Source organism: Aquabacterium sp. A7-Y (assembly GCF_026153205.1).
Lineage (GTDB): Bacteria > Pseudomonadota > Gammaproteobacteria > Burkholderiales > Burkholderiaceae_C > Caldimonas.
The window spans coordinates 53,893-74,429 of the sequence record NZ_JAPFBW010000023.1 but is presented as its reverse complement, the minus strand read 5'-3'; the positions used below and the strand labels follow the sequence as shown (position 1 = coordinate 74,429).

Genomic DNA, 20,537 nt, shown 5'->3' with positions numbered 1-20,537 from the left:
GGCGCGCCGATCACGGCGCGCCGGGCGCGGACGGTGGGCAGGGGGTCAGGCTTGGAGCGGCCAGGCGCGACAACGCTGCCAGCGGCGCCGCAGCAGGCGCGCGAGGCCCTCCGGTTCCTTGATGAGGAAAACGATGATCAGTGCGCCGAACACGATCTTCTGGGCGTTCTCGAGGTTGCCGGGGGCGATCACCCCATCGAGCCAGCGCGACGCGGCGACCGACAGCAGCACCGGGAAGAGCACGATGAAGGCGGCACCGAGAAAGCTGCCCGCGATGCTGCCCAGCCCGCCGATGATGACGATGAAGAGCACCTGGAAGGAGCGGGTGAGGTCGAAGCCGTGCGGCTCCACCGTGCCGATGTAGGCGAAGGCCCACAGCGCCCCGGCGATGCCGAGGTAGAAGGAGCTGATGCCGAAGGCCAGCAGCTTGGCAGCTGCCGTCGGGATGCCGATCACGGCGGCGGCGGTGTCGGTGTCGCGCACTGCCATCCAGTGGCGGCCGGTGGCGCTGTGCACCAGGTTGTGGGCCAGCACCGTCAGCACGGCCACGATGCACAGCGTGAACAGGTAGCGTCCGGCCGGCGTGCTGAAGTCGAGGCCGGCGACGACCAGCCGGGGCGCGCTGATCACGCCCGAGGCGTTGTAGTCGGAGAACCAGCCGAACCTGACCAGCACCCACTGCACGAAAAACTGCGCCGCGAGCGAGGACACGATCAGATAAAAGCCCTTGATGCGCAGGCTGGGCAGCCCCACCAGCAGGCCGAACAGCGCGGCCACGCCGCCGCCCAGCGCGAAACACAGCGGCAGCGGCAGTCCGGGCAGGCGCAGCGCGAAGTTGTAGGTGGCGAAGGCGCCGATCGCCATGAAGGCGGCGGAGCCGACCGACAGCTGCCCGGCATAGCCGGTGAGGAGGTTGAGACCCAGCCCCGCGAGCGAGAACACCAGGAAGGGCAGCAGCACGGCCGAGAACCAGTAGTCGTTCGCGACGAAGGGCACCACTCCGCCGGCCAGCAGCAGGAGCAGGACCCAGGCGGCGCCGCCGGGGGCGAGACCGCGCCGGGCCGGGACGACCGGGCCGAGGTAGGAGGCAGCAGCAAGGCTCATTGGATAACCTCCGTGCTGCGCACTGCGGTGCGAGCCCCTTCGGGCGGCCGGGCGTGGCTCATGGCGGGTCTCAGATGCGTTGCACGGTGCGTTGGCCGAACAGGCCGAACGGGCGCCAGAAGAGGAACAGCAGCGCCAGCAGGTAGGGGAACCAGTTCTCGATGCCGCCGCCGACCAGCGAGCCCACGTAGACCTCGGCCAGCTTTTCGGTGGCGCCGATCAGCAGCCCGCCGACGATGGCGCCGGCGATCGATGAGAAGCCGCCGATGATCAGGACCGGCAGCGCCTTGAGCACGACGTAGGAGAGGGAGAACTGCACGCCGGTGCGCGCGCCCCACAGCAGCCCGGCGACCAGCGCGACCGCGCCGCCCACCGACCACACCACGGCCCACACCCGTTCGATGTTCACGCCGACGGCCAGGGCCGCGAGCGGGTCGTCGGCGACGCCGCGCAGCGTCAGGCCGGTGCGGGTGCGCTGGAAGCCGATGCCGAGCACCGCCACCAGCACCGCGGCGGTGGCCGCGGCGAACAGGTCGAACGCGCTGATGAAGACCCCCCCGACGTCGAAGGGCTGGTCGGCGATGCCGAGGTCGAGCTGGTGCACCTGAGCGCCCCACAACCATTGGGCCGCGCCTTCAAGAATGAAGCTCAGGCCCAGCGTCGCCATGAACAGCACGATGGGCGGCCGGTTCACCAGGGGCCGCAGCACGACCCGCCCGATCGCGAGGGCCAGCGCCACCATGGCCGCGAGGGTGGCGCCCAGCGCGGCCCAGAACGGCAGGCCACGCTCGACCAGGCTGACGAAGGTCAGTGCCGCGAACAGCACCATCGCGCCCTGTGCGAAGTTGAACACGCCCGAGGCCTTGTAGATCAGCACGAAGCCGATCGCGACCATCGAGTACATGACGCCGGCCAGCAGGCCGCCGACGAGGACTTCGGCGAAAAATTCCATGTTGTTGATGTCCGTGCTCCGTGGCTCAGTGCGCCGCCCCCAGGTAGGCGGCGATGACTTCGGGCTGGCAACGCACCTGCGCGGGCGGGCCGTCGGCGATCTTGCGACCGTGGTCGAGCACCACGACGCGGTCGGAGATGTCCATCACCACCCCCATGTCGTGCTCGATCAGCACGATCGTGGTCCCCAGGCGTCGGTTCACCTCGACCACCAGCCGTGCCAGCTCGTGCTTCTCGTGGCTGTTCATGCCCGCCATGGGCTCGTCGAGCAGCAGCAGCCGCGGCTCGGCGGCGAGCGCGCGGGCCAGCTCGACGCGCTTCTGCAGCCCATAGGACAGCTGGCCCACCGGGGTGTCCCGGTGGGACTGGATGTGCAGGAACTCCAGCGCCGCTTCGGCCCGGCGGCGCTGCTCGGCCTCCTCGGCACGTGCGCCGGGGCTGCGCAGCGCATGCGCGAGGAAGGAGCGCCGCATGCGCAGGGTGCGGCCGGTGAGCACGTTGTCGATCACGCTCATGCCCTTGAACAGCGCCAGGTTCTGGAAGCTGCGCGCCATGCCGAGGCGGGCGGCCTGCTCCGGGCGCAGCCGGGTGTAGCCGCGACCGCCGACCACGACGCGGCCGCCGCTCGCGCGGTAAACGCCGTTGATGACGTTCAGCAGCGAACTCTTGCCGGCGCCGTTCGGCCCGATGATCGAGAGGATCTCGCCCTCGTGCACCTCGAAGCTGATGTCGGTGACCGCGTTCACGCCGCCGAAGCTGACCGAGACCTTCTCGACCTGCAGCAGCGCCGGTGTCGCGGCCGGGGAAACGGGCAGGGCGCTCATGGGGTGCCTCCGGCGAAGGCCAGCTGTCCAGCGGCGACCTGGGCCGCGTCGTCCTCGGGCGTGCTCGGCGCGGCTTTCGCTCCGGGCACCGCGATGCCCAGTGCCGCCAGGACGGCATAGGCGGGTGCATCGGCGGCCGCCTCGCCGATCAGGCGGCGTGTATGGGCCAGGCCGAGGCCGGCGGCGATGCGCCGCCGCGCCCAGCGGGCCAGCGGGTGGCGCTCGCCGCTCAAGGCCGCACGCAGCGCCCTCGCGGCCAGGCCGCTGCGCGGCGTGCGGCGTTGCAAGGTCTCGGCCACCGCGAGGACGCGGGCCGGGGCTGCGAGCCAATACCGCGCCGCGGCCTCGCGGCGATCGCTGCCGGCGTCGCCGCCGGGCTCCGGCAGCACCAGCGTCAGGCCCGAGTGCGGCCAGTCCGACAGCAGCCAGGCCCATCCCGGCAGCCAGTCGGGCGGGACGTCGGCGAACACACGCCCCGGCTCGCCGACGCGCACCGCAGCGTGCGACGCGGGCACCCGGGGAGCGGCCAGTTCGCGCACCTGCCCGCGGTCGTGCACGCGGACGGCGGTGACGGCCGCGGTGGAGGCGGGCAGGGGCGGGACATCGGCTTGCGCGCCGAGTCGCAGCAGCTCGTCGAAGGACCGCAGCTGCGCCCCGTGCGGCAGCGCCGAGCCGGCTTGCGCGGTGGCGTCGGCCACCACGGCGGCCTGCAGTGCGCTGCCCGCGTCCCTCAGCACCCGCTCCAGGTCATGGCCGCTGTCGGCCAGGACAAAACGGGCCGTCGCCAGCAGTGCGGGCTCGGCTTGCAGGCCGGCCACCTCGACCGTGACGCCCAGCGCCTGGGCCGCGTACAGCGTGGCGACGAAGGCCGGGCCGAGGGCGCCCACCAGGGCGATCGTGTCCCGGGGCGTCACACCGAGGGCCGCCCAGCCGCGGGCCGCATGGTGGACCTGCCGGGCGAACTCGCGCCAGCCGAGCTGGTGCCAGAGGCCGAGGCGTTTGGCCCGCAGGGCCGCGCCTTGCGGCAGCGCTTCGGCCTGCCGCAGCAGCGACGGCAAGGCCACGAGGGGAGTGGAAGGCAAGGACATGGCGGGCGGGCTGTCGTGGTCCGGCTCAGGCGGCCTTGAGGCGGCGCTGTTCCTCGAGCTGGCGCACCAGCGGCAGCACCTTGGCGCCGAAGTACTCGACCTCCTCGATGAAGTGCAGGAAGCCGGCCAGCACCAGGTCGACGCCGACGTCCTTGAGGGCCAGGATGCGCTCGGCGATCTGCTGCGGCGTGCCGATCAGCTGGGTGCGGAAGCCGTCGTTGTACTGGACCAGGTCGTCGAAGCTGGACCTGGCCCAGTTGCCTTCACCTTCCGGCGAGGCCTTGCCGGCGTTCTTGACTTCGTGCCCGAAGGCGTTGACCGCCTCGGGGTCCGCCTTGGCGATGATCTCGGCGAGCACCTGCTGGGCCTCTGCCTCGGTGTCGCGGGCGATGATGAAGGCGTTCACGCCGATCTTGACCGAGCGCCCTTCCTGTGCGGCCTTGGCCCGGAGGTCGTCGATCTGAACCTTCACGCCCTCCGGTGTGTTGCCGTTGGTGAAGTACCAGTCGGAGACGCGCGCTGCCATGTCGCGCGCGGCGCGCGAGCTGCCGCCCTGGAAGATCTCCGGATGGGGCTGCTGCAGCGGCTTGGGGCGCAGGGTGTAGTCCCGGAACCGGTAGAAGTCGCCGCGGAAGGTGAAGTTGTCCTCGGTCCAGACGCCCTTGATCGCGCGGATGAACTCTTCGGAGCGGCGGTAGCGCTCGTCGTGGTCGAGCCAGGGCTCGCCGATGGCGGCGAATTCGCCGCGGAACCAGCCGCTGACGATGTTGACCGCGATGCGGCCCTGCGTGAGGTGGTCGATGGTGGCGATCTGCTTCGCCAGCAGCACCGGGTTCCAGGGGCCGGGCAGCACGGCGGCGATCACCTTGAGCCGCTCGGTGGCCGCCAGCAGCGCGTGGGTGAACGACACCGACTCGTGCTGGTACTCGGCGCCGTAGCCGGCGGTGAAGCGGATCTGGCTCAAGGCATAGTCGAAGCCGTTTTTCTCGGCGGCCTGGGCCAGGCGGCGGTTGTAGTCGATGTCCCAGCCGGTGCGCTGTTCGATCTTGCTGATGACGAGACCGCCGCTGACGTTGGGCACCCAGTAGGCGAACTTGAGGGCGTCGGCTTCGGAACTCCGGGTCGTGCTCATGCGGGACTCCTTGGAGGAAGTGGGGCGGGCGAAGACGGGATCAGGCGGCGGCGCGCAGTGCGGGCAGGCGATCGGCACCGGTGGAGGCCAGCAGCAGCGCCGCTTGCCCGGCCGCCTCGCGCACCCGGGTGGCCAGCGGGGTGCTCTTGATCGCGTAGCCGTCGAAGTCGGCCTCGGCTGCATAGACCGCCGAGGGCACGGTGTAGGCGCGGAAGAAGGCGAACAAGGTGCGCAGCTGGTGGTCGACCGACAGGGCATGGCGGTCGCTGCCGCCGGTGGCCGCCAGCAGCACCGGGCGGCCGACCAGCGCCTCCGGGTGCAGGAAGTCGATCAGGTGCTTGAACAGTCCGGTGTAGCTGCCCTTGTAGACCGGGCTGGCGGCGACGATGACGTCGGACGACTCGATCGCGGCCAGGGCGCTGGCAGCGGCCGGGCCCAGTTCGTCGGTGTGCACCGCGCCACCGAGATCGCGCCAGAGGGCGGCCAGCTCGACGTACTCCACATCGAGCTCGACGTGGTTCTGCAGGGCGGCCACGATGGCCTCGGCGAGGGCCTTGGTGCGTGAGGTGGCGCTCGTGCTTCCGACGATGGCGACGAGCTTGTATCTGTGGGTCATGGGAGGTCCTTTGCATCCGGTCAGGCAACCCGGGCCGGTGGCCGAAACGCATCGGCGGGCAGGTTGCGTGGGAAGCCCTGACGCAACCGACGTGCCATCGCCGGCGCGCTGCATCGTGCAGTGAGGATCGATATTCGGTTGCTGTCCCGGGCCGGGGCGTTTGCTGCTGGAGCCGCAGTTCTGCGGCTCCAGCAGCAGCTTCTTACCGCCAAGAAGCAGCGTGACCCGGCGGGGGCCGCCGTCGCTGGCCTTGAAGCAGGGCGGGGGCGGCGACGCGGCGCCCGCTTCGGCGCTGGAACTCGATGCACCTGATCCAGCAGAGGCAGGAGCGCAGGGGCTGTGTTTGCTGGATATCGATCACCGTGCTGCTGCGTCTGCAGCAGCACAAGGCGCTGGAGCGGCCCGGGCGTTTGGCATGCACTCTGCTGCTGCAGCAGCAACGCAGCTTCACGAGAACCCGATGAACACCGTCACCCAGCCTCTGCCCGACATCATTGCCGACGGCGCCGCGGAGGCCGCAGTTGACGCCCCGCGCCGGGCGCGCTCCGTCCACGATGTTGCGCAGGTGGTCCATGCCCTGGTGCAAGGTTTCGCGAGCACCGCCGCGCTGCGCGACCTGCAAGGAGGAAGTCCCAAGGCGCAGCGCGACGAACTGCGCCGCAGCGGCCTGCTGGCGCTGACGATCCCCTCCGAGCTCGGCGGCCTCGGCGCCGCATGGCAGCCGACCCTCGGGGTGGTGCGGCAGATGGCCCGCGTGGACAGCTCGGTCGCGCACCTGTTCGCCTTCCATCACCTGATGCTCGCAACGCTGCGGCTGTTCGGGCGCCCCGAGCAGTGGCGGCCGTGGCACGAGCACACGGCCCGCCTGGACTGGTTCTGGGGCAATGCGCTCAACCCGCTCGACCGCCGCACGGTGTGTCGCCGCCTGGGGGGACATTTCGAGTTCTCGGGCAAAAAGAGCTTCTGCTCCGGCGCCACCGACTCCGAGATGCTGATCGCCTCCGCTTTCGCGGAGGACGACGATAGGCTGGTGGTCGCGGCCCTGCCGAGTGCCCGCAGCGGGATCACGGTGCTGCAGGACTGGGACAACATCGGCCAGCGCCAGACCGACAGCGGCAGCGTGAACTTCGAGCGGGTGCGCATCGACGAAGACGAGATACTCAGGGACCCGGGGCCGCTGACGACACCGCTGGCCTGCATGCGACCGCTGATCGCGCAGCTCATCCTGGTGAACATCTATATCGGCATCGCGGAAGGCGCCTTCGAAGACGCCAAGCACTACACGCTGCGCCAGGCACATCCGTGGCAGCCAGGCGATGGCATCGAGCCGGACCCCTATGTGCTGGCGAGCTTCGGCGAGTTTTTCGTCGGTCTGGAGGGCGTGCGTGTCCTCGGCGACCGGGCCGGTCGCATGCTGGACGAGGCGCTCGCATTGGGCAGCGCGCTCGGAACTCGGGATCGGGGCGAGGTGGCCAATGCCATCGCGGTGGCCAAGGTGGCCTCGACCCGCACCGGCCTGGACATCTGCAACCGACTCTTTGAAGTGACCGGCGCGCGCTCGACCCACGCGGGCCTGGGCCTGGACCGGCACTGGCGCAATCTGCGCACGCACACCCTGCACGACCCGGTGCAGCGCAAACTCAAGGAACTGGGCGACTGGGTGCTCGGCGAGCGCTACCCGACACCGAGCTTCTATTCATGAGCCGCCTGGAGGACGACCGCGCCATGCCGCCGCTCGACGTCCCCGGGAAGGTCCCCGGTCAGCGCGGCGCGCTGGATGTTTTCGAGGATCCCGGGTCGCTGGCGCTGCTGGAGCACCTGAAGCGCGTCGCACTCAGCGAAGCGAACCTGCTGATCCTCGGCGAGAACGGCTGCGGCCAGGCGTTCATCGCGCAGCGTATCCATGTCGAAGGGCCACGGCGCGACCGGGCCTTCCTCGCGGTGAACTGCGGCGCCTTCGTGCCGGCCGATCTCGAGCGCGAGTTGTTCGGCTGCGAGAGGGGCGCTCTCCCGGGGGCCTTCACGACCAGCGCGGGGTGGCTGGAGGCGGCCCACGGGGGCACGCTGTTCCTCGATGAAGTCGAGCGCCTGACGCTGCCGCTGCAGCTGAAGCTGCTGAGGCTGCTGCGGGACCGACAGCTGCACCGCATCGGCGGGCGGCGGCCGGTGCCGGCCGATGTGCGCCTCGTGGCGGCGAGCGCGGTGGATCTCGAGCTCGCGGTGCGGGCGGGCGCGTTCCGGGAAGATCTGTTCGATGCGCTGCGTGCCGCCCACCTGGAGGTGCCGCCGCTGCGGCAGCGGCGCGGCGACATCGTGCCGCTGGCCCGGCACTTCCTGCTGGAGTACCGGCGGCGCATGGGCTATCCCTTGATCCGGCTCAGCCCGCAGGCCGAGGCCAAGCTGCTCGCCCACGACTGGCCGGGCAATGTGCGCGAGCTGGAAAACGTGATCCACCATGCGCTGCTGCTGTGCCGGGGCGGCGTGATCGCGAGCGACCAGATCCTGCTGACCTCGCTGCCGCCACGGCCGGCCGCCCCGCCGGGCGAAGCTTCGTGGCGCGACCTCGAGGCCGTGCTGGAGCAGCTCTGCCGGCACGGCGGGCAGGACCTGTTCAAGCGGGTCGAGCAAACCCTGGTCCGTGCCGCCTACCAGCACTGCGGCGAGCACCAGATCCGCGCCGCCCGCCTGCTCGGGATCAGCCGCAACGTGCTGCGGGCCCGTTTGATCGAGTCGGGGCAAATCGATGCCCGCAAGTGAGCCGGGCAGGCGGATCGCTCAGGCGGCCCGCAGCGCATGCAGGTAGCGGACGGGCTGTGAAGCCTCAATACCTTGTCTCTGTGGTTCACCCGGGTTTGAGTTGACGCGCTCGGAAGGTGTGCTGCTACGATTAAGTCTCCAATAACATTGAATAGGGAGCGTGTCATGGTGGACCCACGGAACACAAAGTTCCTGGATCAGGAGCTGGCTTCTCTGGAGGTTGCAGCGAGCAACTTTGCGGCACGATTCATACCGGATGCCAAGGTTCGCCAGGACTACATCACGCAGACGCAAGCCTACGCGCAGGAGCTGCGCTCACGGGTCCTTCGCGGCATTCAATCTCCTCAGTCGGCGGCCACCGAAGCTCAGCAGATGCGCAACACCATCATGAACGCGATGCGGGGCCGTACTTCGGATTTCGGGCTGGCCCTGGCGCAGTTCATGAAAAAGGAGGGCAAGTCGCTGGCCCAGCTCGAGGGCAAGTACGCCGATGAGTTGTTCAAGAAGTCGTTTGGTGCACTGGACAGCACCCGACAACGCGCCGTCTGGTTGAAGATCGTCGAGAAGTCCGGTCAGCCGCAGAAACTTGCTTCCATGGGGGCCAGAGCCATGGGGTATGCGGGCCGGGGGCTTTTCGCGTTGACCGCTGTCATTGCCGTCTACCACGTTGCCCAAGCCGAAGACAAGCTCGAGGCGGGAGCGAGGGAAGCCGTCTCTATTGCCGGTGGGTTTGCTGGCGGCGCGGCGCTTGGGGCTGCTGGCGGCGCTTTCTGCGGTCCTGCAGCCATCGCTTGCGTTCCTCTCGGGGTGTTCGTCGGCGGCATCCTCGGCGCCTTGGGTGCCGATGCATTGTTCACGGCAGTCTGGAGATGAAAGCGCCTGTGTGGAGAGCGGCGTTGTTCTGCTCGGTCTCGATCGGAGTGCTCGTAGCGCTGCTTCGCTGGTACATGCAGTGGCCCTGGTCGGGTATCGCCGGTGTGTTGCTTGTCGGTGCCGTGTTTGTCATCGGCACCATCGTCGCGTATTCGAAGCTGTTCAAAGACGAGGCGTAGGAGAGAAGACCAAAAGGTCTTTCCTCGAAGGCGCGCTGCTGGCGCCCTCGCAGCCGCTAACGATGTTGAAGACCGACCCCCTATGACCGAGAAGCAAGAAAAGATCTCCGCCGAACAGCACGACGGCGGCGGATTCAAGGTCTACGCCCGCTTCAGCATCGGCTTTCTCGTGGTCGCGGTGCTGCTGGCCTGCGTGCTCGTGCCCGGCAGTGTCGTAGGGGCCGACGCAGGCGTCGGCATCTCGCCTTTGCTGGTTCCGACGCTGCTGGGCCTGTTGTTCGCTGTGCTGAACTTCATCGTCTATGCCGGCATGGCGAGCTACCGGTCGGGAGGCGGTGGCGGCGCAGCGTTTACGCTGGGGCTGCTGTTCGGCGGCCTGGCTCTGTGCTGGTGGGTGCTCAGTGCCGAGGACCGCGAGCGCGAGGCCTGGATCAGGCACCGCGAGGCCGTGGAACAGGCGATCAGGACGCACGACTTCAAGCAAGTCAGGCGTGCCATCGACCGCTGTGACGAGCATTGCGACGATGACTATCTGAGTCTGGTGTATGGCATGGCGGCGGTCCGCGGCCGGGTCGACGTTCTCAAGTACCTACAAGCACGTGCAGAGCAGCACCTGTCACCCTTCGAAGGACTGGATTACGCGCCCAGCGGAGAAGGCGATTACCGGTACTGCTCTACAGGGGAAGGTGGCGTCTCGACGTTGACCGCCATGGACGCGGCTCTGTTTGGACCCGTGCCCGAGGTGCGGCAGCTGGTGCTGAACGCCGCAACCCAGGACGAACTCGACGCCGCCCTGCCGAGCGCGGTAAGGGCTGACGACAGGCAACTGCTCGAGCTGCTGGTCAAACGAGGTGCCAGGCCGGCCGCATGGGTTAACGACGCGACCCATATGTCTGAGTATGAACGCCGGTCCTCACCCTATCTCCGGGAGTCTCTGCTGGATGTGGCCATTCGCGCGAGGGCTCCCAACGCACTCGCCTGGCTCGTTGACCACGGACTGCCGCCGCTTGGGCACGCCGCCAAGGACACTGAGTTCCGGTGGACCACGCTTCATCAGTGGGCCCGAACGGCGGCCGTCTCCGAGTTGAGCGAGGGGCAGATCGATGCGTATCTGTCAATGCTGGACACGCTCGTCACCGACAAGACTCGGCACACCGCTGGATTGACGAGCAGCCTGGAGTGCGAGGAGTGTGGGCCGGTTGATATCGCCCTGCGTTTCGATACGCCCCTGACCGTGAAAGCGTTGATGGACAAGGGGCTGCCGCCACCCTCGACCGACCGGCGTGAACGGCTTGCAGACGCACTGGCGAAGGCGAATGACCGTCAATGGATCGCCGCGCGCAAGGCGCGATTGCAGGAGGAAGAGAAGCGGCGCGGCTCCTACGGCAAAGGCCTTCCTTGCCTGAATCAGGCGCTGCGCGACATGGTGTACCGCCCCAAGGCTCACTGACAGTTTGGCGGCGACGCGCCTCACCTCGGGTAGCCCCCGTCCTCGTCGCCATAGGCCCCGGACCTCGACACCTTGTCCGCCAACTCCTCGGTCTGGACGGCCCGGCCGAGATGCACACCAGCTTCGGCTGCGATGTTGCGTGCCTTGACCGTCGCGTCCGCCATCGCAGCGCGCTCGGCCTCCCGTCGCGCTCCGTCCTTGGCGGAGAAGCGCGGCCGACCCATTGACACCGACAGTGCGTAGCGCTGGTTTTCTAACAGCGGTCCGGGGAACTGAGCGCCACGAGGAGTTTCGGACGCAATTCGCGCAGTAAAGAGGACGGGTCTAGCGGTAAACAACGTTCTCCAGGGCGTCGTCTGCAAAGGCATCGGAGTTTGTCAGATGCCCGTCATACGGGCCAACTTTCGTAACCACCTTCCCGTCTCGTAGAACAATTTGCAGCCCGTGCTCCGGCTCCCAATCGCAGTTGCACTCGATCGATACGTATATCCCGCGGTCCCCGTAGTGACGTCGACTCACGACCAGCTCACTACCGAGTTGGACGTGCCGCCAAACCTCAGGGGGAGAGCCAATGTCAAGAAACTCTTCATCCGAGGAGTCCCAGTGAGCGTTCATGTCCTGGTAGTACTGAAACACGTACTGCTCTGCGGCCTGAAGGACTGCGAAGGAGGAGGAAAGCAGGTTGGCAATGGCGACGTGGTACTGCTGTGGTGCCTCATCCTCGTCGTACCCATCGATCACAACGCGGCCAAGCTCGCCCTTCAGAAGAGCTAAATATTTCGGCTCGCTGTAGTACCACCCCAGTTGCTCGTCCTTGCTCACTTCACCTAGACCTGGAATGTTCATGCTGCTGTCGATGTGACTGGACTGGAGATAGACGGCATTCTGCCGCGTAACGGGCCTGAATACCACGAGCGTGGACACCCCTGCGTAAGGGACGCGGAGTTCGCAGGCAGACGGCACGGGCAGCAACGCCTGCCAGGAGTTGGGCATCGCCACCAGTTCACCCGGGCCTAGGGCCGCAGACCAACGACAAGGCCGAGCGCTTCATCCCGTCGGCCTTGCGCGAGTGGGCCTACGGATGTACCAACCAGCATTGAGCGCAACGCACCCAACCAGAGCTATTTCGATGACGGGCAACGTGCGGGAGCGTGGGCTGCGGGCAGTCACAAACTGCCCCGACTTCGGAATTTCTGCTTGTCCTTCTGACAGTGTGGCAGGCAAAGGTTGGTACCGTGGAGGAAATCCCTTGTATGTCCGGCTCCACCTCCTAGCTTTTGCTTGTCACCTCTAGATGACAGGCCGGACATGACGACGCAGGACCATGAGATCTACTCGGACGATGCCGTCTATCAACGCAGCCTGCTCGGCCAACGAGCGCTGGTGTTTCCCTCCGACTCGCTGTCGGTAGCGGCAAGGCGTTTCCTCGCCATGGTCAACGGCCACACCCCGCTGCGCGCGCTGCTGGAACTCGGCTTCTACGGCGATGACATGCGGACGCCGATCCGCCTGCTTCTCGAGCAGGGCCTGATCGAAGCCAGGGAGCTCCAGCCCTGGTGTCTGGGTTCCCGAAAGGCGGCCCTGCTGGGCTCCTTTGCCGCGCCGGACCGCCCCCCCTTCGCATAAGTGGGAGCGCGGCCGGCCCGGGGACCAAAGGCCACCGATGCGCGGGGAGGGGCCGCGCCACCTCGAGAAGCGGCGCGGCAGAACCTCCTTCAGATCCTGGTGACGATGGGCATGTTCTGCCCGGGCGGGACTGTCACCTTGAACGCGGCCTTTTTCGGGTCGCGGGGCGTGTCGGGCCCTTCGCGGTATTTCAGTCGGAAGGCGAGCACGATGTCCTGGCCCAGGCGCTCGAACTTCACCCGGGCGCGCAGCTTGTTGAGTGCGGCCAGTTCGACCTTGAAGGGAAAAGCCACGCCGGTGATGTTCGCGCTCATGGCCGGCAGCCACCCGATGTCGTCGAGGCTCTCGGGGCAGGACCTCGGCGCCTCGCCGGGGCGGAACGAGTGGTTCGCATGGATGATGAAGTCCAGGATGATTTCGTTGCCCGAGACCACCAGCACGGGCAGCACCGTGCTGAGGATGTCGGGTACGGCGGCGAGTTTCGATTTCGTTCGGCAACTCACGTGCAGCTCGTCGTCTTGGTCGGCCAGCGCCGCGGCCGCCGTATCGCCTGACGCTTGCGAACGCCATTGAAGCGTGTCGTCCATGATGGACTCCTCTCTGAGGGAAGCAGTGGTGGGGGCGCGGCAGAACGCCGCGCTGCGGAGGTCTGGCCACAGGGCGATATACGGTGCACGGACCGTATCGGATGCGTCGTGCGGAGCGCCGGCGAAGGAAAGAGACGGACCGCTGCGGTGCTGACTGCAGCGGACTCGATGAGGCTCAGGGACTGCCGAGCGGAGTCGAGCGGGCTGATTGAACCTGAACCGGGACTGCTGTGTGCGCCACCGTCTTGGCGGCCTCGCCGGACGGCCGCAGCTGGCGCCACCAGGTGGCCGTGGGGCTGGGCCGGCGCAGCGACACCGCCTCGCCCATCCGGGGCGTCAGCACCGCCACCCCCTGGGCGTCGGCCAGCGCGACGATACGCTCCAGCGGGTCGTCCCAGGCATGCATCGCCAGATCGAAGGTGCCGTTGTGCACCGGCAGCAGCCAGCGGCCCTGCAGGTCCTGGTGGGCCTGCAGCGTCTCGTGCGGCTGCATGTGCACGTCAGGCCACTGGGTGTCATAGGCACCGGTCTCGAGCAGCGTGACGTCGAAAGGCCCGTAGCGCTCGCCGATGTCCCGGAAGCCGGCGTGATAGCCGGTGTCGCCACTGAAAAACAGGCGCAGTTCGGCGGTGAGGAACACCCAGGAGGCCCACAGCGTCTGGTTGCGGTCGCTCAGGCTGCGGCCGGAGAAGTGCTGGGCCGGTGTGGCGACGAGGCGCAGGCTGCCGACCTGCGTGGACTGCCACCAGTCGAGCTGCCGCACCTTGGCCGGGTCGACGCCCCAGGCCAGCAGCCGGTCGCCCACGCCCAGCGGCGTGATGAAGTGGCGTACCTTGGGCGCCAACTGCAGGATCGCGTGGTGGTCCAGGTGGTCGTAGTGGTCGTGCGACAGGACCACGGCCTCGATCTCGGGCAAGTCGGAGATGCCGATCGGCGACGCATGGAAACGCTTGGGCCCCGCCCATTGCACCGGCGAGGCACGCTCCGAGAAAACCGGATCCGTCAGCCAGTAGGCGCCCTCGAGTTTCATCAGCAAGGTGGAATGGCCGAGCCGGAACAGACTGCCGTCGGGCGCGGCCTGCAGTTGCTCGGTGCTGAGCGGCTGCACCGGCACGGGCTGCGGCGGGACCGTGTTGCTGGGTTTCTCGAACATGAACCGCCACAGGATGCCGAGCGACCTGCGCCAGCCGGGTTGCTCGGCCTGCACCACGTTGTGGAAGCGCCCGTCGCGCTGCTGGGGCGAGTCGGGATGGGCAGGCAAGCTCCTGCAGGCGGACAGCGATAGACCGGTCATGGCGACGGCAACTCCGGTGAGGACAAGCCAGCGAACGAGCGACTTCGTGAGATAAGGACGCGGCAAGAGGACCCCCTTCAGTCGTTCAGCCCCGCGCTGCGGCCAACCCGACCCTCAGCGACAGCCCGCATGGTGAAGCTTGCGCTTTAAGTACTGATTAAAAGTTTCGCGCCGGCGCGGCGCACGCTGGAAGGCCGGGGGTGCTCGCGGCGTGACGGCTGTCACATTCCGACGCCTCCACAGGACGGTGGCCCGCTTCAAGTTCCCTGGCGGTCCGCCGATATCAAAAGGTTGGGCAGCTGAGCCCCCGCGCTGTCCTCCGACGTTGCGGGCGCTGCTGCATTCAGATGGAGTGCCCGTTGGTTCCGAAATTCGAATCCCCCTCGCCGTCCATCCTGCGCGGCATGAGCATGCAGCGGGACCCGCAGCGCGCCGCGGCCGAGCTGTTCGACCAGATCTGGCAACCCGGGCTGGCCCTGGCGGTCGTGTTCTGCTCGCCCGGGTACGACCGCGAGCGCCTCGCGCAGGCGCTGCGCGAGCGTTTTGGCGACACGCCCTTGATCGGCTGTACCACGGGCGCCGAAATCGGGCCGAGGGGGTATGGCACGGACACGCTGACCGGCTTCAGCCTGTCCTCGCGCGAGTTTTCGGTCTCGGTGCGCGCGATCGAAGGCCTGCAGGCCCACCGCGCGTCGGATGGGCAGGCCCTCGTCGGCGACATGCTGGGCGAGCTCGCGGCGCAAGGCGCAAGCCCGTCCCGCGACAACACCTTCGGCTTTCTGCTGATCGACGGCAGCTCCCGGCAGGAGGAGCGGGTGGCCCACTCGCTGCACGTGGCGCTGGCGGACATCGAGCTGTTCGGCGGGTCGGCGGGCGACGGCCTGGAGATGGGCAAGCACCCTCATGTGCTGCACGGCGGCCGCTTCCATCGCGACCACGCCGTGTTCGTGCTGGTGTCGACCCCGCATCCCTTCGTCGTCTTCAAGACTGACAGCTTCGTTCCGACCTCGACCCGCATGGTCATCACCGAGGCCGACCCCGACCAGCGCACGGTCCGGGAGATCAACGGCGAGCCGGCGGCGGTCGAGTACGCGCGGCAGGTGGGCATCGACGTCGGCCAACTGGACATCACGGTGGTCGCGCGCCACCCTGTCGGTGTGATGCGCCGCGGCGAGTTCTATCCGCGCACCATCGGATGGATCGAGGACGACATGAGCCTGACCTTCGCCTGCGCGATCGATGCCGGCGTGGTGTTGACGCTGGCCCAGCCCACCGATCTGCTGGAAGCCCTGAGGCGCCGCCTCGACGCCATCCGTCAACACATCGGGACGCCGGAACTGCTGATTGCCTGCGACTGCATGTGCCGTTACCACGAGATGGTGGCCGAGGGTGTCGTGCGGCAGGGCGGCGAACTGATGGCGGCGCATGGGGCGGTCGGCTTCAGCACCTACGGCGAGCAGTACAACTCCGTGCACATCAACCAAGCCCTCACCGGGGTGGCGATCGGTCGAAAAAGGTCTTCGTAGCGATCCGACCTACCGGTTGACACATTCGGCCCCCGAAGTGGGTGGGACAGAACGCAAGGCGGCCCCCCTACACTTTGCGCGCGTCCCGTCCGGCCAGGCCGCCCCACCGCAGAGTGCTCAGCACCGGCCGCACAGGACCAGGGAGGTTCCCAAAGGCAGCGCTCGACGGCCGGGCGTGCGTGTTCATCGCGCGCTCTGTCGGGCCATCCTGCGCTTCACCCACCACATGGAAAGTCAAAGAATGAAAGTCAAAGCCGCCGCATTGATCCTCTTGTCCTGCATGGCCGCCTCGGCGTTCTCCGCCGACATGCCGATCGCCAAGCTGTACAAAAGCTATGAAAAAAGCGGTCGCTCCTCGGATCAGATGCCGGAGTACAACAAGGTCGTCGAAGTTTCCGGCATCGTGATGGGAAAGACCGTAAGTCTTTCGGGCGAGACCTTGGTGTCGGTCGGCACCCGAGGGTCGGAGGCTGAACTCGCACGTGCCAGCTTCAGTGAGGCGACCAAAGCCGAGAAGCTGGCGGCCCTGAAGGAAGGGGCGGCCTTCAAGGCGTCTTGTAGCGTCGGATTCACGATGAATTCCGACTTCCTGCCCTTGCAGGGCTGCGTGCTGAAATAGGATAGGCACGCGCTGGTCCTGCGGCAGCGCCAGCACACACTGGGCCGCGCGCATCGTGCGCGACGCGGTCGGCTGCATCGCGCAAGCGATGCAGCGCTTCGCGTTTCGCGAGCTCCTTGATCCGCTCGGGATGCGCAGCGTCACGCGGGAGATGGATCGCACCGGCACGGCGGTGGGCGGGCACTACATGCTGGCCTCGGCGCGTGACTGGGCGCGTTTCGGCCAGCTCTTCCTCAACGACGGCATGGTGGACGGCCGGCGCCTCCTGTCGGAAGGCTGGACGCGCTTCTCCACCACACCCACGCTCGACACGGACTACGGCGCCGGATGGTGGATCAACCGTGGGCAGAGCGCGCGTGCCCGCGGGCGGGTGGCATTGGGCTTGCCGGCGGACGCGTATTCGCCTTCGGCAATCTCGGCCAGCGCATCGCCGTGCTGCCGTCGCAGCGTCTGGTGGTGGTTCGGCTGGGCCATGCGCATGGCCCGGACTTCGACTTCGAAGGCATTCGGGGCTTGGTCGCCGCTGCGATGGACGTCGTAGCGGTACTCCGTCGAACGCAGCCGACCCCGGTGCATGCCACACCTGAAATTGCTTTTCCTGGCCGGCGACATGCAGAACAGGTTCATCGCTTGCTTGCCAAGCCATAAAACCCGAGTGCATGTGAATCAATCAAGCCGGCGGGTCGTTGCAGCCGGACCACCGTCCGGGGGGGCAGGGCGCGCACGCCCGGTTTTCTGTCCGGGACCGGAGCTCTGCCATGCCGGCAGTGTGGAGCGGCTACCAGCAACGACGCCGGCTTGGCAAGCAGCGACCCTGCGGTTAACGTCCTCAGGACCACCGGAGACGGCTGTGGGAATGCAAGGTGTCCTTCTCTCCCCTTGGCGCCCGGCACCTCGGTGCCGCCGGCGGGGGGGCGTGCTGGGCTTGTTATGGGGCGTGCTGCTGCTTGCCTGCGCGACCGTGTGGGCTCAGGACAGGCCTGGCAGCGCCGAAGCCGGGCCGGTTCGAGCCGGCACGCGGCCCGCCGTGTTGCGATACGGCATGCTGGCCGATTTCGGTCCCTTCCAGATGTGGCCGGCCGCCGGCCCGCCCGGCGGGGCCGATCTCGAATTGCTGCAGCTGATGGCGGTCCAGCTCGATGCCGTCATCCTCCCGGTGCGCTACGAGAGTTACCTTGCGCTCGAGGCAGCCTTGCGCAAGGGCGACATCCAGCTGGCGAGTTCGATCGCGCACACGCCCGAGCGAGCGCGCGGCCTGGCCTTCTCCAAGGGTTATGCGGTGATCAAGCAGGCTTTGGTGACACGCGCGCAGGACACGTCGGCACCGATGACACCGGACCTGGGCGGTCGTCGCATCGCCGTCGTGCGCGGCTACGTCTCAGAATCGACGACGCAGCGCCTGTTCCCGCTCGCCCGCCGGCTGGAGGTCAACAGCCTGGAGCAGGGCCTGATGAGCGTGGTGTCGGGACAGGCCGACATGCTGCTGGAAGCCGAGCCGGTGGTCGTCGCCCTGATCGAGAGCAAGCGGGTGAAGGGGCTGCGGATCGCTCGCACCTTGACACTGCCGTCCGGCGAGCTGCACTTTGCCGTGCCGGCGGGGCAGGCGGAGCTGGCGGAGCGGATCTCCGCAGCGCTGGATGCCGTTGGAGAGACGCGTCGGCAATCGGTCATCGAACGCTGGAGCCCTCGCCCCATCACCGTGAAACGCAGCAGCGACCTCGTCTTCAGCGCGCAGGAGCGGGGGCAGCTGCGCGACATCCGGCCCCTGGTGGTGGGGCTGGTCGCGCATCAAGCCCCCTTCACCTTCCTCGATGCCGAGGGCCGACCGGCCGGTCTGTCGGTCGACGTGCTCCGAGCCGTGCTGGCACGGCTGGGATTGCGCGTGGGGGCTTGGCGGGTGGCGAAAGCGCCGGAGATCGCCCAGGCGATGGCGGCTGGGGAGATCGACATCGGCATCGGTCTGGTGGAAACCGGCGAGCTCGGAAGCCAGCTGCGTTTTGTCGGTCCGTTCATGGAGGACCCCGTGGTGTTGCTGGGGCCGGCGGGCGCGACCACCTGGGACCTGGAGCAGATGAACGGGCGCCGGCTCGCGCTGCCCGTGCAGCATTTTTCGCGACCGCTGATCGACTCCCGCTATCCCGGCATCAAGCAGGTCGCCTGCGAGAGCCTGGCGGGCTGTCTCGAGCGCGTGCGCCGTGGCGAAGCCGACGCCGCCCTGACGGGCCTGTTGGAGGTGGTGACGCAGTCGGCGGACGGGCTGCGCGGCGATTTGCAACTGCTCGGGGCGGTCGGCGACGTGCGGCACGAGCACACCCTGGCCGTCTCACGTCGTGATCCGGCCCTGCCACCCTTGCTCAAGCGTGCGCTCGACGCCGTGGTCCGCGACGAACTGGTCGGGCTGAAAGGCCGCTGGTTCGCGCCGCCTTCGCCGCGGCAGGTGGCACGGGCGGCCCTGTTGAAAGCCATGCCCTGGGCGGCCGGCGTGCTGACGGTGCTGCTGCTCCTGTGGTGGTGGCACAGCCGGCGCCTGCACGCTGAAGTGCGCCGTACCCGCGAGGCGCAGCAGGAGGCCGAGCGCCACAGCGCCGCCGCCGAGCGGTTCGTCACCTTTCTGGCGCACGAAGTGCGCAACTCCCTGCACTCCGTCATCGCCGGAGCCGAGTTGCTGCGCAGTTCGAGGCAAGCGACCTCGAACATCGTGACCTCGCTCGCCACGTCGGCGCGCGCCACGCTGGGCTTGCTGAACAATCTGCTCGACCGCGACAGGCTGGAGGAGGGGCGGCTGCGGCTGAACGTCAAGTCGGACCACCTGTTACCGGTGCTGCGCAGTGTCGTCGAAGAGATGCGTCCGGCGGCGGTTGCCAAAGGGCTGTCGCTGCAGCTGCTGCCGGCCGGGCACGATCCTCCCTTGTGCATCGATGCAATGAGGCTGCAGCAGATCGTGCGCAACCTTCTCAGCAACGCCGTCAAGTACTCACAGGTCGGCGAGGTGCGTGTCGTCGCGCGGTGCGAGCCGGCGAGCGACGCGCCGGCGTGCTACGACGTCGAGATCGCCGTGTCGGACCAGGGTCCCGGCTTGACGGCTCAGGAGCAGGCGCAGTTGTTCCAGCGCTACTTCGTGGGTGCGCAGGGCGCCCGCGCGTCCGAAGGCGCCAGCGGCCTCGGCTTGGCACTCTGCCGTGACCTCGCCGTGCTGATGCACGGCGAGCTGAGCTTGCACAGTGAGCCGGGGAAGGGCACGACGGTACGACTGCGCTGGCGGGCACGCCGCGCCGAGGGGCTGGACCGCGAGGTCGATCCGGCCGACCCCGGGGTGGCGGCGAGGAGGGACGCCGCGCGGCCGCGGCTTCTGCTGGTGGAGGATGCCGAGGTCTACGCGATGCTGCTGGAGCAGGCGCTGCAGCAGCAGGGCTTCAATGTGTGCACAGCGACCACGGTGGCCCAGGCGGTCGAACGCTTGCAGGCGGACGGGCCCTCGATCGCAGCGGTCCTGAGCGACGTCAACCTCTCGGACGGCGATGTGTTCCGCATCCTCGACGCGCTGCGCGCGCGCGACGGAGGCATGCCGAGCGCGGTGGCCGTCATGTCGGCCGAGCTGGACGCAACGCTGGTCGCGCGCTTGCGTGAAGCCGGCGTGGACATCATGCTCCAGAAGGTCGGTGACGTGGCACTGCTGGTGCGCCAGTTGCTCCAGCACGCGGCTTGGTCGCACATCGGATGAAGACCGACTGCGAGGCGGTTCGAGCCGACGTGAAGCGCAGCACACCCTCAGGACTTTGAAAAGACCAGGTCGATAGACAGTTGTCAGAGCTGGTATCGCGGCTTGTCAGTTTCGCGAGGTCGCGAATAGCATTTGCGCAGTCTTGTGTTCGATAGGTCAACTGACAAAGATGACGAGCGCATGGCAAGGA

General features: G+C 68.0%; 21 protein-coding genes and 1 pseudogene. 12 read left to right on the top strand and 10 right to left on the bottom strand.

Features of this window, described 5'->3' with window-relative positions; genetic code table 11:
• Positions 1 to 45 precede the first annotated feature (45 nt).
• The 6 genes from OOT46_RS20210 to msuE form a co-directional block, all read right to left on the bottom strand.
• Positions 46 to 1,104, bottom strand: a complete 1,059-nt coding sequence (locus OOT46_RS20210) for a branched-chain amino acid ABC transporter permease (RefSeq protein WP_265405430.1) — start codon at positions 1,102 to 1,104, stop codon at positions 46 to 48.
• A gap of 70 nt (positions 1,105 to 1,174) precedes the next feature.
• The gene (locus OOT46_RS20205) at positions 1,175 to 2,056 is read right to left on the bottom strand and encodes a branched-chain amino acid ABC transporter permease (RefSeq protein WP_265405429.1); all 882 of its coding nucleotides are present in this window, start codon (positions 2,054 to 2,056) and stop codon (positions 1,175 to 1,177) included.
• A gap of 25 nt (positions 2,057 to 2,081) precedes the next feature.
• Positions 2,082 to 2,879: an ABC transporter ATP-binding protein gene (locus OOT46_RS20200; RefSeq protein WP_265405428.1), complete on the bottom strand. Its 798-nt coding sequence runs from the start codon at positions 2,877 to 2,879 to the stop codon at positions 2,082 to 2,084.
• Positions 2,876 to 3,967, bottom strand: coding sequence for a hypothetical protein (locus OOT46_RS20195; RefSeq protein WP_265405427.1), 1,092 nt, complete (start codon positions 3,965 to 3,967; stop codon positions 2,876 to 2,878). Before OOT46_RS20195 ends, OOT46_RS20200 begins: the two co-directional genes overlap by 4 nt.
• A 25-nt stretch (positions 3,968 to 3,992) precedes the next feature.
• A complete protein-coding gene (gene sfnG, locus OOT46_RS20190) occupies positions 3,993 to 5,099 on the bottom strand; it encodes a dimethylsulfone monooxygenase SfnG (RefSeq protein WP_265405426.1) in 1,107 nt (368 codons plus the stop codon).
• A 40-nt stretch (positions 5,100 to 5,139) separates the two neighbouring features.
• Positions 5,140 to 5,715 carry an FMN reductase gene (msuE, locus tag OOT46_RS20185; protein ID WP_265405425.1) on the bottom strand — a complete coding sequence of 192 codons (576 nt, stop codon included), beginning with the start codon at positions 5,713 to 5,715 and terminating at the stop codon, positions 5,140 to 5,142.
• 302 nt (positions 5,716 to 6,017) lie between these two features.
• Here msuE and OOT46_RS20180 point away from each other — a divergent pair, with 302 nt between their 5' ends.
• The 6 genes from OOT46_RS20180 (at position 6,018) to OOT46_RS20155 (ending at position 10,974) form a co-directional block, all read left to right on the top strand.
• Positions 6,018 to 6,179, top strand: a complete 162-nt coding sequence (locus OOT46_RS20180) for a hypothetical protein (protein WP_265405424.1) — start codon at positions 6,018 to 6,020, stop codon at positions 6,177 to 6,179.
• On the top strand, positions 6,176 to 7,417 hold the full coding sequence (locus tag OOT46_RS20175; RefSeq protein WP_265405423.1) for an acyl-CoA dehydrogenase family protein: 1,242 nt from the start codon (positions 6,176 to 6,178) through the stop codon (positions 7,415 to 7,417). Before OOT46_RS20180 ends, OOT46_RS20175 begins: the two co-directional genes overlap by 4 nt.
• Positions 7,414 to 8,472 (top strand): sigma 54-interacting transcriptional regulator, encoded by a 1,059-nt coding sequence (locus OOT46_RS20170; RefSeq protein ID WP_265405422.1) that lies wholly within the window; start codon positions 7,414 to 7,416, stop codon positions 8,470 to 8,472. Before OOT46_RS20175 ends, OOT46_RS20170 begins: the two co-directional genes overlap by 4 nt.
• 165 nt (positions 8,473 to 8,637) lie before the next feature.
• Positions 8,638 to 9,345 (top strand): hypothetical protein, encoded by a 708-nt coding sequence (locus OOT46_RS20165; RefSeq protein ID WP_265405421.1) that lies wholly within the window; start codon positions 8,638 to 8,640, stop codon positions 9,343 to 9,345.
• The gene (locus tag OOT46_RS20160) at positions 9,342 to 9,524 is read left to right on the top strand and encodes a hypothetical protein (RefSeq protein WP_265405420.1); all 183 of its coding nucleotides are present in this window, start codon (positions 9,342 to 9,344) and stop codon (positions 9,522 to 9,524) included. The genes OOT46_RS20165 and OOT46_RS20160 overlap by 4 nt, the downstream gene beginning before the upstream one ends.
• 82 nt (positions 9,525 to 9,606) lie before the next feature.
• Positions 9,607 to 10,974 (top strand): hypothetical protein, encoded by a 1,368-nt coding sequence (locus OOT46_RS20155; protein ID WP_265405419.1) that lies wholly within the window; start codon positions 9,607 to 9,609, stop codon positions 10,972 to 10,974.
• A 20-nt stretch (positions 10,975 to 10,994) separates the two neighbouring features.
• Here the strand turns inward: OOT46_RS20155 and OOT46_RS30995 are convergent, their stop codons facing one another.
• Both OOT46_RS30995 and OOT46_RS20150 read right to left on the bottom strand, forming a co-directional pair.
• A complete protein-coding gene (locus OOT46_RS30995; RefSeq protein ID WP_416136233.1) occupies positions 10,995 to 11,198 on the bottom strand; it encodes an SIMPL domain-containing protein in 204 nt (67 codons plus the stop codon).
• 100 nt (positions 11,199 to 11,298) lie between these two features.
• Positions 11,299 to 11,820: a DUF6985 domain-containing protein gene (locus OOT46_RS20150; RefSeq protein WP_416136231.1), complete on the bottom strand. Its 522-nt coding sequence runs from the start codon at positions 11,818 to 11,820 to the stop codon at positions 11,299 to 11,301.
• A gap of 121 nt (positions 11,821 to 11,941) precedes the next feature.
• On the opposite strand from OOT46_RS20150, the pseudogene OOT46_RS20145 reads away from it, so the two are divergent.
• Positions 11,942 to 12,068, top strand: a pseudogene (locus tag OOT46_RS20145) (IS481 family transposase); the annotation flags it as partial.
• A 214-nt stretch (positions 12,069 to 12,282) separates the two neighbouring features.
• Positions 12,283 to 12,600, top strand: a complete 318-nt coding sequence (locus OOT46_RS20140) for a hypothetical protein (RefSeq protein ID WP_265405418.1) — start codon at positions 12,283 to 12,285, stop codon at positions 12,598 to 12,600.
• Between the two features lie 89 nt (positions 12,601 to 12,689).
• Here the strand turns inward: OOT46_RS20140 and OOT46_RS20135 are convergent, their stop codons facing one another.
• Both OOT46_RS20135 and OOT46_RS20130 read right to left on the bottom strand, forming a co-directional pair.
• Positions 12,690 to 13,187, bottom strand: a complete 498-nt coding sequence (locus tag OOT46_RS20135; protein WP_265405417.1) for a hypothetical protein — start codon at positions 13,185 to 13,187, stop codon at positions 12,690 to 12,692.
• A gap of 175 nt (positions 13,188 to 13,362) precedes the next feature.
• On the bottom strand, positions 13,363 to 14,481 hold the full coding sequence (locus tag OOT46_RS20130) for an MBL fold metallo-hydrolase (protein ID WP_265405416.1): 1,119 nt from the start codon (positions 14,479 to 14,481) through the stop codon (positions 13,363 to 13,365).
• A gap of 359 nt (positions 14,482 to 14,840) precedes the next feature.
• Between OOT46_RS20130 and OOT46_RS20125 the strand changes: the two genes are divergently transcribed.
• From OOT46_RS20125 to OOT46_RS20110, 4 genes are all read left to right on the top strand, one after another.
• Positions 14,841 to 16,007, top strand: coding sequence for an FIST N-terminal domain-containing protein (locus OOT46_RS20125; protein ID WP_265405415.1), 1,167 nt, complete (start codon positions 14,841 to 14,843; stop codon positions 16,005 to 16,007).
• 241 nt (positions 16,008 to 16,248) lie between these two features.
• Positions 16,249 to 16,626 (top strand): hypothetical protein, encoded by a 378-nt coding sequence (locus tag OOT46_RS20120; RefSeq protein WP_265405414.1) that lies wholly within the window; start codon positions 16,249 to 16,251, stop codon positions 16,624 to 16,626.
• 55 nt (positions 16,627 to 16,681) lie between these two features.
• Positions 16,682 to 17,167 carry a hypothetical protein gene (locus OOT46_RS20115; protein ID WP_265405413.1) on the top strand — a complete coding sequence of 162 codons (486 nt, stop codon included), beginning with the start codon at positions 16,682 to 16,684 and terminating at the stop codon, positions 17,165 to 17,167.
• 375 nt (positions 17,168 to 17,542) lie between these two features.
• Positions 17,543 to 20,347, top strand: coding sequence for a transporter substrate-binding domain-containing protein (locus OOT46_RS20110; protein WP_265405412.1), 2,805 nt, complete (start codon positions 17,543 to 17,545; stop codon positions 20,345 to 20,347).
• Positions 20,348 to 20,537 lie beyond the last annotated feature (190 nt).

What these genes read in the sequence shown, in the direction of transcription:
- OOT46_RS20210 (WP_265405430.1), bottom strand. Translation starts at nt 1,104, where the DNA reads ATGAGCCTTGCTGCTGCCTCCTACCTCGGCCCGGTCGTCCCGGCCCGG.
- OOT46_RS20205 (WP_265405429.1), bottom strand. Translation starts at nt 2,056, where the DNA reads ATGGAATTTTTCGCCGAAGTCCTCGTCGGCGGCCTGCTGGCCGGCGTC.
- OOT46_RS20200 (WP_265405428.1), bottom strand. Translation starts at nt 2,879, where the DNA reads ATGAGCGCCCTGCCCGTTTCCCCGGCCGCGACACCGGCGCTGCTGCAG.
- OOT46_RS20195 (WP_265405427.1), bottom strand. Translation starts at nt 3,967, where the DNA reads ATGTCCTTGCCTTCCACTCCCCTCGTGGCCTTGCCGTCGCTGCTGCGG.
- sfnG (WP_265405426.1), bottom strand. Translation starts at nt 5,099, where the DNA reads ATGAGCACGACCCGGAGTTCCGAAGCCGACGCCCTCAAGTTCGCCTAC.
- msuE (WP_265405425.1), bottom strand. Translation starts at nt 5,715, where the DNA reads ATGACCCACAGATACAAGCTCGTCGCCATCGTCGGAAGCACGAGCGCC.
- OOT46_RS20180 (WP_265405424.1), top strand. Translation starts at nt 6,018, where the DNA reads ATGCACCTGATCCAGCAGAGGCAGGAGCGCAGGGGCTGTGTTTGCTGG.
- OOT46_RS20175 (WP_265405423.1), top strand. Translation starts at nt 6,176, where the DNA reads ATGAACACCGTCACCCAGCCTCTGCCCGACATCATTGCCGACGGCGCC.
- OOT46_RS20170 (WP_265405422.1), top strand. Translation starts at nt 7,414, where the DNA reads ATGAGCCGCCTGGAGGACGACCGCGCCATGCCGCCGCTCGACGTCCCC.
- OOT46_RS20165 (WP_265405421.1), top strand. Translation starts at nt 8,638, where the DNA reads ATGGTGGACCCACGGAACACAAAGTTCCTGGATCAGGAGCTGGCTTCT.
- OOT46_RS20160 (WP_265405420.1), top strand. Translation starts at nt 9,342, where the DNA reads ATGAAAGCGCCTGTGTGGAGAGCGGCGTTGTTCTGCTCGGTCTCGATC.
- OOT46_RS20155 (WP_265405419.1), top strand. Translation starts at nt 9,607, where the DNA reads ATGACCGAGAAGCAAGAAAAGATCTCCGCCGAACAGCACGACGGCGGC.
- OOT46_RS30995 (WP_416136233.1), bottom strand. Translation starts at nt 11,198, where the DNA reads ATGGGTCGGCCGCGCTTCTCCGCCAAGGACGGAGCGCGACGGGAGGCC.
- OOT46_RS20150 (WP_416136231.1), bottom strand. Translation starts at nt 11,820, where the DNA reads ATGAACATTCCAGGTCTAGGTGAAGTGAGCAAGGACGAGCAACTGGGG.
- OOT46_RS20140 (WP_265405418.1), top strand. Translation starts at nt 12,283, where the DNA reads ATGACGACGCAGGACCATGAGATCTACTCGGACGATGCCGTCTATCAA.
- OOT46_RS20135 (WP_265405417.1), bottom strand. Translation starts at nt 13,187, where the DNA reads ATGGACGACACGCTTCAATGGCGTTCGCAAGCGTCAGGCGATACGGCG.
- OOT46_RS20130 (WP_265405416.1), bottom strand. Translation starts at nt 14,481, where the DNA reads ATGACCGGTCTATCGCTGTCCGCCTGCAGGAGCTTGCCTGCCCATCCC.
- OOT46_RS20120 (WP_265405414.1), top strand. Translation starts at nt 16,249, where the DNA reads ATGAAAGTCAAAGCCGCCGCATTGATCCTCTTGTCCTGCATGGCCGCC.